The sequence below is a fragment of the Mycobacterium sp. GA-1841 genome, assembly GCF_001954135.1.
Taxonomy (GTDB): domain Bacteria; phylum Actinomycetota; class Actinomycetes; order Mycobacteriales; family Mycobacteriaceae; genus Mycobacterium.
In genome coordinates this window covers 47221-61131 of sequence record NZ_MBEQ01000009.1, presented here as the reverse complement: position 1 = coordinate 61131, position 13911 = coordinate 47221, and the positions used below count along the sequence as shown (strand labels likewise).

Below are 13911 nucleotides of genomic sequence, written 5' to 3'. Positions count from 1 at the left end.
GTAGTTTTCAGCCACTGCCCACGTGCGAGCCTCCGCTCACGCGTGGGCAGTGGCATTTCCGAGCTCGGCCAGCCGCCGCTTGGATGCGGCCGACTGGATCACCTGCGGCCACCAGAACCACCGCCCGAGCAACGCCGCGATCGCCGGCGTCATGAACGACCGCACGATCAACGTGTCGAACAGCAAACCGAGCGCAATGGTGGTGCCGACCTGGGCCATCACCTTGAGATCACTGAACGCGAACGATGCCATGGTGAAGGCGAACACCAGACCCGCCGAGGTCACCACCGAGCCGGTACCGGCCATCGCTCGGATGATGCCGGTCTTCAATCCGCCGGGCAGCTCTTCTTTGAACCGGGAGACCAGCAGCAGGTTGTAATCGGAACCGACGGCCAGCAGCAGGATGACCGACATGGCCAGCACCATCCAGTGCAGTTCCAACCCGAGCAGATGCTGCCAGAGCAGCACGGACAAACCGAACGACGCACCCAGGGACAGCAGCACCGTGCCGACGATCACCGCTGCGGCCACCACACTTCGGGTGATGAGCAGCATGATGATGAAAATCAATGACACCGCGGCAATCCCGGCGATCAACAGGTCATAGAACGATCCGTCCCGCATGTCCTTATAGGTGGCGGCGGTGCCGGCCAGGTAGATTTTCGAGCCTTCCAGCGGGGTGCCCTTGAGCGCTTCCTTGGCGGCCAGCTTGATCGGGTCCACATGGTCGACGCCTTCCGGTGTCGCGGGATCACCCTCATGGCTGATGATGAACCGCACCGACTTTCCGTCCGGTGAGATGAAATTCTTCATTCCGCGTTTGAAGTCCTTGTTATCGAAGGCTTCCGGCGGAAGATAGAACGAATCGTCATTGCGGGCCTCGTCGAAGGCCTTGCCCATGGCCGTCGAATTCTCCTGCATGGCGGCCATCTGATCCTGTTGCCCCGCCTGGGTGGCCCGCTGCGTGAGCATCATCGTCTTCATCGTGCGCATGGTCTCGATCTGCTGTGGCAGCAGCGTGACCAACTGCGGCATCAGGGAATCGAGCCGCTCCAGCTCGGGTACCAACTGCTGGACGTCGTCGGTCAGCGCGTCGATCCCGTCGAGCGTGTCGAAAATCGAGCGCAGCGACCAGCACAGCGGGATGTCGGCGCAGTGCGGCTCCCAGTAGAAGTAATTGCGCAAGGGCCGTAGGAAGTCATCGAAATTGCCGATGTTCTCGCGCAATTCGGCGATATCGAGGGTCATCGTCTTGGTCTTGCCCACCATGGAGTGGGTGATGTCGGCCATCTGCTGGGTCAGCCGCGACATGGCCTCCATGGTGTCGATGGTCTTCTGCATCTCGTCGGCCTGAACCAGCATGTCGGCCATCCGGTCCTGCATGTACTTGCGGTTCATGGTGTTGGTCGTGCCCTGCCGGCTCAGCAGGAACGGGATCGAGGTGTGCTCGATCGGGCGCCCGTTGGGGCGGGTGATCGCCTGCACCCGAGACACCCCGGGCACCCGCACGATGCCCTTGGCGATCTTGTCGATGATCAGGAAGTCCGCCGGATTCCGCAGATCGCGGTCGGTCTCGACCATCAGCAGTTCCGGGTTCATCCGCGCGGCGCTGAAATGACGTTCGGCCGCGACATAGCCGACATTGGCCGGCAGATCGGCGGGAAGGTACCGGCGCGCGTCGTAATTGGTCTTGTATCCCGGCAGGGTGAGCAGGCCGACGAGTGCCAGGCCCAGCGTCGCAACGAGGATCGGACCCGGCCACCGCACCACGGCGATCCCGACGCGGCGCCAGCCGCGCGACCGAATACTGCGCTTCGGCTCGAATCGTCCGAACCGGCTGCCGATCACGATCACCGCCGGGCCCATGGTCAGGGCGGCGACGACGGCCACAAAGGTACCCACCGCACAGGGCACACCCATGGTCTGGAAATACGGCAACCGGGTGAAGCTGAGGCACAGCATTGCGCCGGCGATCGTCATGCCCGAGCCCAGCACCACATGAGAGGTACCGCCAAACATGGTGTAGTAGGCGGTCTCCCGGTCTTCACCGGCACCGCGGGCTTCTTGATACCGGCCGATCACAAAGATGGCGTAGTCGGTTCCAGCGGCGATCACCATCAAGGTCAGCAGGTTCACCGCAAACGTCGACAACCCGATGACCCCGTTGTGCGCCAAGAACGCCACGATCCCCCGGGCGGCACCGAGTTCGAGGAACACCATCAGCAGGACCAGGATCATGGTGGCGATCGACCGGTAGACGATCAGCAGCATCACGGCGATGACCACCAGCGTGATGGCGGTGACCCGCGCGACGCTCTTGTCACCGGCGTGGTGTTGATCCGACACCAGCGGCGCTCCACCGGTCACAAACACACTGACGCCGGGCGGCGGCGACGACTGCGCGACGATGTCGCGAACCGCGGCCACCGATTCGTTGGCCAGCGTCTCACCTTGGTTGCCCCGCAGGTGCACCTGGACGTAGGCGGACTTGCCGTCGTTGCTCTGCGCGCCCGACGCGGTCAGTGGATCGCCCCAGAAGTCGGCGACGTGCTGGACGTGGGCGGTGTCGGCCTCAAGTTTGTCGACGATGCCGTCGTAATAGTGGTGGGCATCGTCGCCGAGCGGTTGCTCGCCCTCCAGCACCACCATCGCACTGCTGTCGGAATCGAACTCCTGGAAGTCACTGCCGATCTTGCGCATGGCGATCATGGCTGGGGCGTCTTGGGCGCTCAGACCGACGGTGTTCTCCTCGCCGACCTTCTCCAGCGGCGGCACCAGAACGTTCGTCAGGACGGTCAGGGCCACCCAGCCGAGCAGGATGGGCACGGCCATCGCATGGACAACCCGCGCAATGCGCGTGCCTTTCGCGCCTTTGCCGTGGGCGCTCATCGGCCGCTCGACGCGGCCCGACGGGCCGCGCCTGGATTCGGTGCCGTGGTGTGCACAACTGCCCCTTCGATCAGGCCTCTGCCGCCCCGTGGGACAGGTCGCAAACGATACAAAAACACCGTCGCGCGTAATATACGTAGCCCGTCAAAGTGACGCTGTCAATCACTGATTCCGTCGTCGATTGACAGCATCTTCACAGCTTCGCCGCGATCTCTCCCACGGCCAGGTCAGCAGCGCCCACACCGCCATGACCACCGCGATCTCGACCAGCAGGTACACCGGCCAGGGGCCGAGTACGTCCAGCACCGAGGCGGTGGGCGGCTTGTGGTTGAGATAGCCGTAGTTGGTCCCGGCAATCGCGTTGAAGGCTAACGTGAAAGCCATCCACCCGAGCGTCAACGCGACGGCGAAGCGGTAGTCGCGCCAGCGCGGTCGGCTGCCACGTCCCCAGGTGAGGTAGATCGCCGCCCACACCACGAGTACATGCAGCATGAAGAACGTGATGAAGAGGTGGTGCGGAAAATCGGGGGCGCCTTCGCGCGGTGTACCGATGTCCGGGGTGAGCAGCGCCTGCGAGCTCAGGACCAGCCCCCAGTAGTAGGTGAGCACGAATGCCCAATGGCGTTGCGTCCACAAGGCATAGGCGGCCGCGAGCTCGGCAAGATCACACAACTGCAGGGGAATCGAGGTGTCGATGTCGGGCACGATCAGCTTGTAGGCCAACGCCACTGTGAAGGCCGCGACGAGCAGCCCGGCCAGTACGCGGCGCAGAATCCGGGCCTGGTCCTCGTTCTGCCGGCGGCCGAGCACGACCAGAAGCACTGCGCCCAGGGCGAACACCGCCAGCACGACCAGATGCGACGGGCCGTAGGCCGTGAATTCACGTTGTGCGGTCAACAGTTCGATCACCTCCCCCGTTTCGCCACACCCGGGACCCGTCATCCATGATCGCATGTTCCGGCATTCCGGCTGGGCAGGCAAACTTCGTCAACCTGCCTCAGGACCTGTTCGGATCGCCCTATACTCCTGCCGGACCTTGCGGTTGACGGGAGTAGAAGATGGTCAAGCGCGCGGCGGCAACGGCTTTGGAGCAACGCTGGAAGGGCGCAGCTTTTCGCGGGCTGCTGCTGCAATTCGCCCTGCGAATCCTGTTGGCCGCGTCCGTCTTCTTCGCGTTGTTCCTGCAACCACCCGAAACCTACCGCTGGCCCTACGCCCTGCTCTGGATCGGCTACCTGGTGGCAATCGCCATTTGGGGCGTCTGGGCGCTGCGGCCGTTCAACCGGGCCGGGACCGAGGGCCGGCGTTGGATTGCACTGCTCATGTTGTGCGCGGATGTCGCTGTGGTGTCGGCACTTTCGGTGGAATCCGGCCTCAGCTCACCCGATACCTGGACCTCCGACGTGCTCCATTACGGGCTGTTTCTGATCCCGCTGATCGCGGCGGCGCAGCTCGATCCGTTCGTCAGTGCGGTGATCGCCGTCCCCACCGTCGCGGCATACGTCGCCGTGCTCTGGGTGAACCAGGAGGCCAACGGAGATGAGCCGTGGGGGTCGATTCTCACGACCACCGGCTTGTTGTTCGGGTTGGCCGCCGGGTCGGTCACGCTGTCGTGGATTCAACAGTCGAAAGAGCGGACGATCGCCCGGTTGGCCCAGGAGCGTAGCCACCTGCTCGAAGAGATCGTCACCCTGGAAAAGCGCGAGAGACAAACCCTGTCCGAACGGCTGCACGATGGAGCGCTGCAGTATGTCCTGGCATCACGCCGGGAGATGGAAGAGGTGCGCGAAGGATCCGCCGAATCGATGGACCGCGTGGACATGGCGCTCGGTGAGTGCTCGCGACTGCTTCGCGATGTGGTCCGTGAACTGCACCCCGAAGTGCTTGCCCGAGCCGGTCTCCGCGCCGCCATCACCTCGCTGGCCGACGGCATCGCGGCACGCACCACCCTGGCCGTGCATCTGGACTTCGACAACTGGCCCGATGATCTGCGTACCGACGCCGATCATCTGCTCTACAGTGCGGCGCGCGAGTTTTCGACGAACGCGATCAAACATGCCAAGGCCGACAACCTGAGATTCAGCCTGCACCGGTCCCCCGGGCGCGCCACGCTGTGCGTCGCCGACGACGGTGTGGGCATCCAACCGGAACGCCTCGCGCTGAGCGTGGAAACCGGTCACATCGGATTCGCGTCGATCCGCGCCAAGGTGTTGGCGCTCGGTGGGGTGCTCGACGTGCACGACGCCTGCGGCACCGAGATCGCGATTTCGCTTCCCTCGCCGGCAGCGGTGTGAAAACCGCTCAGACCAAGCCGATTTCGGATGACGGTGAGGTGGGCACCGGCGTCGACGGCGCGGCCCCGGCCGGCTGCTGCCCGTACCCCGGTGTCTCGGGGCTGTACCCCGGCTGCGGGCCGTGCAGGGATGTGCTGGGGTCATAGCCAGGGGTCGGCCCGTATCCCGGCGTCGGGCCATAGCCCGGTGACGTCCGTCCATAGTCCGGAAGCGTCGGACCGTACCCGTAATCGGGCAGCGCCGGCCCGTACCCCGGCACCGACTGATTCGAGCCGGCCAGCAACTTGGCCGCGGCGAACGCCGCCGCCTGGGTGGTGTACACCGGGACGTAGCCCTCGGTGTGTCCGCTCCATTCGTTGCCCTGGCCCTCGTGACAGATCGGGTCCATCGGGTTGCACAGGTCGATCGCCTTGGCACCGTACAGCGCGCTCTGGGTTGCTATCGATTGCTTGGTGCGGGTGCCCACGTCGCCGAAGGTCGTGATCGCCGCGACGTTGTCGGCATACTCCGCCGGCAGCCCATCGCCCCATTTGATTCCGCCCAGCGGGTTGCCCGCCACGATGTTGATCACGCTCGCCCCCTGCGAATAGCCGCCGAGCACGATCTGGGTGTCCGGGCAGGAGGACAACGTGGACTTGATGTGGGAAACCGCGTCCTTGGCCCCGTCACCGCCGTGCAGCTGCAGCTTGGACGCCTTGTAGTTCACCCCGTAGGTGTTGATGGTCAGGCCCACGGCCTGCTTGCGCAGTGAGTCGACGAAGGCATCACCGACGCGGCCCATACCGGGCGGCTCATCGGTACCGCGAGCGAAGACGACCTCGGCGTCGGCGCAGTCGGCGGCAGAGGCCACCGGCAGTGCGGTGAGAGCGACGAGCGGAACGCCCGCGACGAGAAGTGCAGCAGCGCCAAGCCCGACCCAGCGACCACCTGACCGCGCACTGCCCCTACCGGGGCTGAGTATGCGGCGAGAAAACATGACTCAATCTAACGTGTGGCCCGAACGGGCGTTGCCCCATCTCGGGTGACGTGCGCCGACGCGACATCGACAAAAGAAAACAGGCCAGGGATCAGATCCCTGACCTGCTTCTTCTCGGTGGAGCTGCCGGGAATTGAACCCGGGTCCTACGGCATGTCCTCGAGGCTTCTCCGTGCGCAGTTCGCTGTGCCTCTACTCGGATCTCTCAGTCACGCGAACAAGCCGAGATGACGATCCCAGTCGCTGTTTGATGTCCCCACGGATTCCGCGACCGAACCCGTGGGTGGGTCCCTCTAGCTGATGCCAGGGTCCGGGCCGAGGGCGCTCCCGGTCTGACAGACACGCAGTCGCTTAGGCAGCGAGTGCGTAGTCGCGCTGATTGGAATCGGCGCTTAATTGGTTGCAACGACGCTTACGGTGGTCTCTTGCCTGCACCGGCACGCTTCCCTTGATTCGATGCGCGAAGTCGAAACCGATCAGCCCCTCGCATCCCCGCCGACTTTCGGCAGGACGGTCGATAGTACCGGATTCTTCAACGGCGCCCAACGCTCGAATGTTCCCCGGCGCGGCGCGGCGCATCGGCCCACCGCACGCAGATGTCGCTCAGCGTGGTCGGCCGTCCGAACAGGTGTCCCTGCGCCAGCTGACAGCCGGCGGCCAGGATGGTGCCGGCTTGGACGGTCGACTCGATGCCCTCGGCAATGACGCTGAGTCCCAGATCCGTACACAGGCCGATGACCGATCGGTACAGCGTCAAATCCCGCTCGGGCTCGGCATCGACGGCCAGGCTGCGGTCCAATTTGACGATCTGCACCGGCAAGGCATGCAGATACGTCAGTGAGTTGTATCCGGCGCCGAAGTCATCCAGGGCAACTTTCACGCCGATGGCGTTGAGCCGTTCGATCTGCGCCGCGGCGCCGGGCAGGTCGAGAATCGGTGAAGTTTCGGTGATTTCGACGACGAGGCGGCGCCCCGGCAGCCGATGGCGCGCCAGGACCCGGCGTACCTGCTCGTCAAAACCGGTGTTACCCAACCGTGCCGCCCCGATGTTGACATGAAGGTCGACATCCAGGCCCGCGGCGACCACCTCCCGACACGCCAGGTCCAGCACCATGGCGTCGAACGTCGCACCTAGTCCGGCGCCCTCGGCCATGGCGACGAACGTCTCCGGCGAAATCTGCAAGCCGTTGGGAGCAGTCCAGCGCGCCAGCGCCTCGACGGCAGTCAGCGTCCCGTCGGTGAGGTCGACCACCGGTTGATAGGCAAGCCGAAAACCGTCAGGGACCGCGTCTGCGGCCGCTCGCAACACGGTCGGGAAGTCGACCTGCGTATCCGACTCCGGCTGGTAGACGACGGCGGTGTTCTTGCCGAGTCGTTTACCCGCGTACATCGAGATGTCGGCCTGCCGCAACACGTCGTCCGAGGTTTGGGCGGGACCGCCGGTCCCCGAGGGCACCAAACCCATGCTCGCCTTGACCCGCACCGACGTCCCGTGCACCGGGAAAGGATCACGCAACGCCACCCGCAGCCGGTCTGCCACCACCTCGGGGTTCCCGCTCTCCCCCTCGATCAGGACCGCGAACTCGTCGCCTCCGATCCGGGCCAGCGTGTCGGCATCCGAGATGCAGCGCTTGAGACGTTCCCCGACGGTGCACAACAACTCGTCACCGGCCGCGTGCCCGAACCGGTCGTTGACCTCCTTGAAGTCGTCGAGGTCGACGAAGATCAGGACGAACTGCCCGCGGCGCATCGCCTCATCGAGTCGTTCCCGGAACAGCAGACGGTTGGGCAGACCCGTCAAGGCATCGTGCAACACCTGGTGGCCCAGGCGCCGTTGCGCACGATAGAGCTGCTGCGTCAACAGATGCTGGGAACGCATCGCCAGCACCTGGCGGACGGTCACGAGGAGCACCATCGCCACCGTCGCCCACACCGCGAACGCATCCAACGGCTGACCGATCATGACGTGGTAGGCGAACAGCACCGCGATGCCGAGGAACCCGAGGTAGGGCAGGACCAGCCTGGTCCAGTCGATTCCGGGGTCCGCGTCCGCATCCTCGTCGACCCCTGGCGGCCACTCCAGCATCGCGAACGCGATGATCAACGGGCCGACGATCAATCCGATCCCGCCCCACAGGTCACCGCCCTCGGCGCCCACGGACCGGAAATAAGCGACGATCCGGTCTGAGGCCGCCATCGTGATGAGGCCGCCGGCCAGCAGCAGATAGTTCATCCGGTAGGGCCGGTCGGGCTCATAGACCATCGCCACCACGACGGCCGCGGCCACCAGCAGCACTTCGGCGACAGCAAAGATGACATCGAGCGTGGGAACGCCCGACCGCGGCAGCGACGCGGTCGAATGGGTGCCGAAATCGCCCATTGCCGCCAGGATCAAAAACGACACCCCGGCGACGGTCCCGTCGAGCACGTTGGTGCCGACTGTGCGCCGTAACGGATCTTCCCGGGGCGTTGGCAGGCCACCGCTGGAATACACCAGCAGCGCCAACGAGCCGGTGGCCAGCACGGGAAGCAACAGGTAACTGACCTTCATCGTGAAGGGTGCCGGCCCCTCACCATGGGTCCACCACAGAACCTGGCCGGCCAGCCAGGTCAGCAGCGCGGCGACGTAGAGCAGTCGCCACCAGCGGGCCGCGCCCGACATCCGTGCCGCGACGACCACACCGCAGACCGCCGCCCCGAGCCCGGTGCTCAGCTGCAGTACCGCTTCACCGCGGTACGCCATCTCCGGTCCCCACAGCACCAAGGCATTGATCCCGGCCGCGACCAGGACTCCGGCCGCGAGTACCAGACGCCACGTTGGCAGGTGTGGTGCCACCCGCCACCTCCCTGTGCGCCCATACGACCAAACCGTCTCCCGGGTATAGCCCCGAACGACGGTAGCTAACCCGCCGCGGCTATTTCAGCAGAACCGCGGGGTCGGCCTCACATGCCCTTGGCGCGGCGGCCCAGTTCTCGCGTGATCTCCCGGTCGGCGTCCCGCTTGGCCATGTCCTGGCGTTTGTCGTGGGCCTGTTTACCCCGGGCCAGCGCCAGCTCCACCTTGACCTTGCCGTCGGAGAAGTACATCGACAGCGGCACCAGGGTCAGGTTGCCGTCGCGGATCTTGCCGATGAGATTGTCGATCTCGCGGCGGTGCAACAGCAGCTTGCGGTTGCGTCGCGGGGCGTGGTTTGTCCACGTGCCGTGGTGATACTCGGCGATGTGCACGTTGCGCAGCCAGATCTCACCGTCGTCGACGGTGGCGAACGCGTCGGCCAGTGAGGCCTGGCCTTCCCGCAGGCTCTTGACCTCGGTGCCCATCAGTGCGACGCCGGCCTCATAGGTGTCGAGAATGGTGTAGTTGTGCCGCGCCTTGCGGTTGCTGGCCACGATCTGCTTGTTGCCGGCGGGGCTGGACTTCTTGGTCGCCACTAGCTCACAACTACCTTCGTATGTAGAGCCGCAGTGTCACGTACGCGGTGATACCGGACATTGCCAAGCCGAGGAACAACATCCACGGCGCACTGAAGTAGAGCACGTCCGCATAGTCCACCCGGGCGATCAGGTTCGATTGATAGAACTGGTCGAGCGCTTTGTCCAGGAACACCGCGCGCACCACGATCAGTCCGACGATCGCGATCACCACACCGATCAGCGCGGCGATCATCGCCTCGACGAGGAACGGCAGCTGGGTGTACCAGCGGGTCGCACCAACCAGACGCATGATGCCGATTTCTGTGCGCCGCGTGTACGCGGCCACTTGAACCATGTTGGCGATCAACAGCACCGCGCCGATCGCCTGCACCAACGCCACCGCGAACGCGACGCTGGACAGGCCGTCGAGCACGGCGAACAACCGGTCGATCAGATCCTTCTGATTGAGCACGTTGAGTACGCCCGGTTGCCCGATCATCGCCTTGTCGAACGCCTCGTGCTGCTCCGGGTCGTTGAGCTTGACGATGAACGACGCCGGGAACGCGTCCTTACCCGCCACATCCTTGTACTGCGGGAATTTCTTGATCGCGTCGTCGTAGGCCTGCTCGCGGTTCAGGAAGCGCAGCGACCGGACGTCATCACGGTCGTCGATCTTGCGGTACAGCGCCTTGCAGGCATCGCCGTCACACGTCGGATCGTTGGCCGAGATGTCGTCGGTGAGGAACACCTGGCTCTCGACGCGGTCCAGATAGATGTCGCGGGACTGATCGGCCAACCGGACCACCAGCAGACCGCCACCGAACAACCCGATCGAGATCGCGGTGGTCAGGATCATCGCCACCGTCATCGTGACATTGCGGCGAAGCCCGGTCAGAACTTCATTGACAAGAAAGCCGAAGCGCACTTAGCGATCCATTCCGTAGACGCCGCGCTGCTCATCACGGATCAGCCGGCCGAGTTCGAGTTCGACGACCCGCTGACGCATCGAGTCGACGATGTGATGGTCGTGGGTGGCCATCAGCACCGTGGTCCCGGTGCGGTTAATCCGTTCCAGCAGATCCATGATGTCCTTGCTGGTTTCGGGATCCAGGTTTCCGGTGGGCTCGTCGGCGATCAGGACCAGCGGCCGGTTCACGAACGCCCGGGCGATGGCGACGCGCTGCTGCTCGCCGCCGGAAAGTTCGCTCGGCAGCCGGTTGGCCTTGCCGGACAGCCCGACCATCTCCAGCACATCCGGAACCACGCGGTTGATCACCTCGCCGCGTTTGCCGATCACCTCAAGAGCGAACGCCACGTTCTCGAACACCGTCTTCTGCTGCAGCAGCCGGAAGTCCTGGAAGACGCAGCCGATGACCTGACGCAGGCTGGGGACATGGCGGCCGGCGAGCTTGTTCACGTGGAACTTGGACACCCGGATGTCGCCGGCCGTCGGCGTTTCGGCGGCCAGCAGCAGCCGCATGAACGTGGACTTGCCCGAACCCGAGGGGCCGATCAGGAAGACGAACTCACCCTTGTCGATTTTCAACGAGACGTCGTCGAGCGCGGGGCGCGCCGAAGACTTGTAGTGCTTCGTCACGTGGTCGAGGGTGATCATCACGGCACGCCAGTGTAGCGGGGCGAAAGCATTCGGCAGGTCACGCTATCGCGGCAATGTCGGTGCCACCGGTTCCTGGCCCGGTAGCGGCTGCTGCGCCGGCGGGGCCGGCGCAGGCCCCGGCCCCCCCGGCAACGTGATGGGTGGCAGCAGTCCCGGGCCGTCCGGATCGAACACCGTCGTCCGTGGCGCTTCCGGCGGCGTCGTCGTCGTGGGACTTGTCGGTGACGTGGTCTCGGTCGTCTCCGACGTCTCGGTCGGCGTCGTGGTCGTCGGGGTGGTGGTCTCGGTCGTCTCCGGCGTCTCGGTCGGCGTCGTGGTGCGCGGCGGCTGCACCTTGGTCCGCGGCACCCAGGTGTACTCCGGGTCCGGCACGAACCCGGGCGGGACCACCTGGTTTCCCGGCGCTTGTGGAGCGGTCTGTGCCGGGCGGTACTCCTGCTGCACCCAGGACAGGGCGATGAACACCACGATCAGCACCACCGTCGAGGTGCGAACCCGCCCCAGCCGGCTGCGCCACAGTTTGGTGACCGCGTCGGTCACCCGCTGAACGTCGATTTTCACTTCTTGGGCTCCTGCGCCGGGGCCGGTGGCGTGGCGGCCGCCTGCGTTTCCGCGACCGCAACGGGATGGATGACGTCACCGGCCGCGGCGATCGAGGCATCCGAGGACGTCACCACCCCGGCACGGCGCAGCGCCCGCACCACCCGCACCCGCAGCCGTCGGCCCACATCGAACTGTTTGCCGGGCAGGGTGCGCGCCACCATCCGCAGGTTCACGGTGTCCAGCGCGATGCTCTCCACTCCCATCAACTGCGGCTTGTCGAGCAGCAGCTTGGACAGTTCACGGTCTTCGGCGGCCTTCTCGGCGACGTCGTTGAGCACATCGTTGACCAGGTTGAGGTCGGCGCTCACCGGCACCGGGATGTCGACCACCGCGCGCGCCCAGTCCTTGGACAGGTTCAAGGCCTTGACGATCTGCCCGTTGGGCACGGTGTACATCTCACCTTCGGAGGATCGCAGCTTGGTGACCCGCAGCGTGACGTCCTCGACCGTGCCCTCGGCTTCGTTGCTCGCGCCGATCGTCAGCCGGACCAGGTCGCCGAAGCCGTACTGCTTCTCGGTGATGATGAAGAAACCGGCGAGCAGGTCCTGCACGATGCGTTGTGCGCCGAAACCGAGGGCCGCACCGAGCACTGCGGCCGGGGCGACCAGGGAGGCGATCGGCACCGCCAACGCATCGGTGATCTCGACGAGCACGATGATGAACAGAACCGCCACCGAAACCCAGGAGATCACCGAGGCGACGGCCTGTCGGTGCTTGGCGCTCTCGGAGCGCACCAGCTGGTCGCTCTCCTGGTATTCGGCGTCGATGCGACGCACCACCCGCTGGGCCGCCCAGTTGATCAACCGCGCCGCGAGCAGACCGCCGATGATGAGCAGCGCGATCCGCAGCCCGGTCGTCAGGATCCAGACGCCGATCTCGCCTTGCCAGAAACTGTGCCAGCGATCGGCGAGAGAGAAGGCCAGCACCGTATTAGTCGTCGTCATCTCTTCTGTTGCGCCATCTGATCCCCGCTTCCAGGAATCCGTCGATGTCTCCGTCCAGCACCGTGGCCGGGTTTCCGACCTCGAATTCCGTGCGCAGATCCTTCACCATCTGATACGGGTGCAGAACATAGGACCGCATCTGGTTGCCCCACGAGCTACCACCGTCTCCCTTGAGCGCGTCCATCTCGGCACGCTCTTCCAACCGTTTGCGTTCCAGCAACCGGGCCTGCAGCACGCGCATCGCCGCGACCTTGTTCTGCAGCTGAGACTTCTCGTTCTGACACGTCACCACGATGCCGGTCGGAATGTGGGTGAGCCGGACCGCGGAGTCAGTGGTGTTCACCGACTGCCCGCCGGGACCGCTGGAGCGGTACACGTCGACGCGCAGGTCCCCTTCGGGAATCTCGATGTGATCGGTGGTTTCGACGACGGGAAGGACCTCGACGTCGGCGAATGACGTCTGACGGCGGCTCTGGTTGTCGAACGGGCTGATGCGCACCAACCGGTGCGTGCCCTGCTCCACCGAGAGCGTGCCGTAGGCGAACGGGGCGTGCACGGCGAACGTCGCGCTCTTGATGCCGGCTTCCTCGGCGTAGGAGGTGTCGAACACCTCGACCGGATAGTCGTGCTTCTCGGCCCACCGGATGTACATCCGCATCAGCATCTCGGCCCAGTCCGCGGCGTCGACGCCACCGGCGCCGGACCGGATGGTCACGACGGCCTCACGCTCGTCGTACTCACCCGAGAGCAGCGTCCGGACCTCCAGGGCCTCGATGTCCTCGCGCAGCTTGGCCAGTTCGGCGTCGGCCTCGGCGAAAACTTCGGACCCCTCGGCCCCGTCTTCTTCGGAGGCGAGCTCGAACAGCACCGGCAGGTCCTCCACCCGCTGACGGAGCTCCTGCACGCGGCGCAGTTCGTTCTGCGCATGCGAGAGCTCACTGGTGACTTTCTGCGCCCGCGACTGGTCGTCCCAGAGCTTCGGATCGGAGGCCTGCTGCTCGAGCATGTCGATCCGCTGGCGCAGCCCATCGATGTCGAGCACCCGCTCCACGGTCGTCAGGGTGGTGTCGAGTGCGGCTACGGCGGCTTGGCGGTCTGGATCCACGGATGTCCAGGGTACCTGCCTGCATTTCCGCAACAGTTCTTCCCGACTCTCGGCAGCGCCGCCGAAGT

General features: G+C 65.2%; 11 protein-coding genes and 1 other RNA gene. 1 reads left to right on the top strand and 11 read right to left on the bottom strand.

Features of this window, described 5'->3' with window-relative positions; translation table 11 throughout:
• Positions 1 to 36 precede the first annotated feature (36 nt).
• Positions 37 to 2889, bottom strand: coding sequence for an RND family transporter (locus tag A5740_RS01475; protein ID WP_076190889.1), 2853 nt, complete (start codon positions 2887 to 2889; stop codon positions 37 to 39).
• A 162-nt stretch (positions 2890 to 3051) separates the two neighbouring features.
• Complete coding sequence (locus A5740_RS01470) at positions 3052 to 3831, bottom strand: TIGR02206 family membrane protein (RefSeq protein ID WP_076191216.1); 780 nt, start codon at positions 3829 to 3831, stop codon at positions 3052 to 3054.
• A gap of 116 nt (positions 3832 to 3947) precedes the next feature.
• Here A5740_RS01470 and A5740_RS01465 point away from each other — a divergent pair, with 116 nt between their 5' ends.
• On the top strand, positions 3948 to 5183 hold the full coding sequence (locus A5740_RS01465; RefSeq protein ID WP_076190888.1) for a sensor histidine kinase: 1236 nt from the start codon (positions 3948 to 3950) through the stop codon (positions 5181 to 5183).
• Positions 5184 to 5190: 7 nt separating this feature from the next.
• Here A5740_RS01465 and A5740_RS01460 read toward each other — a convergent pair whose 3' ends face one another.
• The 9 genes from A5740_RS01460 to prfB all read right to left on the bottom strand — a co-directional run bounded on the left by A5740_RS01460 (position 5191) and on the right by prfB (position 13843).
• Positions 5191 to 6159 carry a cutinase family protein gene (locus A5740_RS01460; protein WP_076190886.1) on the bottom strand — a complete coding sequence of 323 codons (969 nt, stop codon included), beginning with the start codon at positions 6157 to 6159 and terminating at the stop codon, positions 5191 to 5193.
• Positions 6160 to 6274: 115 nt separating this feature from the next.
• Positions 6275 to 6643, bottom strand: a transfer-messenger RNA (tmRNA) gene (gene ssrA / locus A5740_RS01455).
• Between the two features lie 48 nt (positions 6644 to 6691).
• Positions 6692 to 8995, bottom strand: coding sequence for a bifunctional diguanylate cyclase/phosphodiesterase (locus A5740_RS01450; protein WP_076190885.1), 2304 nt, complete (start codon positions 8993 to 8995; stop codon positions 6692 to 6694).
• A gap of 107 nt (positions 8996 to 9102) precedes the next feature.
• On the bottom strand, positions 9103 to 9591 hold the full coding sequence (gene smpB / locus A5740_RS01445) for an SsrA-binding protein SmpB (protein ID WP_076190883.1): 489 nt from the start codon (positions 9589 to 9591) through the stop codon (positions 9103 to 9105).
• Positions 9592 to 9601: 10 nt separating this feature from the next.
• Positions 9602 to 10498 (bottom strand): permease-like cell division protein FtsX, encoded by an 897-nt coding sequence (gene ftsX / locus A5740_RS01440; protein ID WP_067769328.1) that lies wholly within the window; start codon positions 10496 to 10498, stop codon positions 9602 to 9604.
• The gene (ftsE, locus tag A5740_RS01435) at positions 10499 to 11188 is read right to left on the bottom strand and encodes a cell division ATP-binding protein FtsE (protein ID WP_076190882.1); all 690 of its coding nucleotides are present in this window, start codon (positions 11186 to 11188) and stop codon (positions 10499 to 10501) included.
• A gap of 45 nt (positions 11189 to 11233) precedes the next feature.
• On the bottom strand, positions 11234 to 11752 hold the full coding sequence (locus A5740_RS01430) for a hypothetical protein (RefSeq protein WP_076190880.1): 519 nt from the start codon (positions 11750 to 11752) through the stop codon (positions 11234 to 11236).
• Positions 11749 to 12738 carry a mechanosensitive ion channel family protein gene (locus A5740_RS01425; protein ID WP_076190879.1) on the bottom strand — a complete coding sequence of 330 codons (990 nt, stop codon included), beginning with the start codon at positions 12736 to 12738 and terminating at the stop codon, positions 11749 to 11751. Before A5740_RS01425 ends, A5740_RS01430 begins: the two co-directional genes overlap by 4 nt.
• Positions 12725 to 13843: a peptide chain release factor 2 gene (prfB, locus tag A5740_RS01420; protein WP_076190877.1), complete on the bottom strand. Its 1119-nt coding sequence runs from the start codon at positions 13841 to 13843 to the stop codon at positions 12725 to 12727. The genes A5740_RS01425 and prfB overlap by 14 nt, the downstream gene beginning before the upstream one ends.
• Between the last annotated feature and the right edge of the window lie 68 nt (positions 13844 to 13911).

Bases quoted from the DNA above. Each gene is read 5' to 3' on its own strand.
- ftsE (WP_076190882.1), bottom strand. From the start codon at position 11,188: ATGATCACCCTCGACCACGTGACGAAGCACTACAAGTCTTCGGCGCGC.
- A5740_RS01470 (WP_076191216.1), bottom strand. From the start codon at position 3,831: ATGACGGGTCCCGGGTGTGGCGAAACGGGGGAGGTGATCGAACTGTTG.
- A5740_RS01465 (WP_076190888.1), top strand. From the start codon at position 3,948: ATGGTCAAGCGCGCGGCGGCAACGGCTTTGGAGCAACGCTGGAAGGGC.
- A5740_RS01475 (WP_076190889.1), bottom strand. From the start codon at position 2,889: ATGAGCGCCCACGGCAAAGGCGCGAAAGGCACGCGCATTGCGCGGGTT.
- A5740_RS01460 (WP_076190886.1), bottom strand. From the start codon at position 6,159: ATGTTTTCTCGCCGCATACTCAGCCCCGGTAGGGGCAGTGCGCGGTCA.
- A5740_RS01425 (WP_076190879.1), bottom strand. From the start codon at position 12,738: ATGACGACGACTAATACGGTGCTGGCCTTCTCTCTCGCCGATCGCTGG.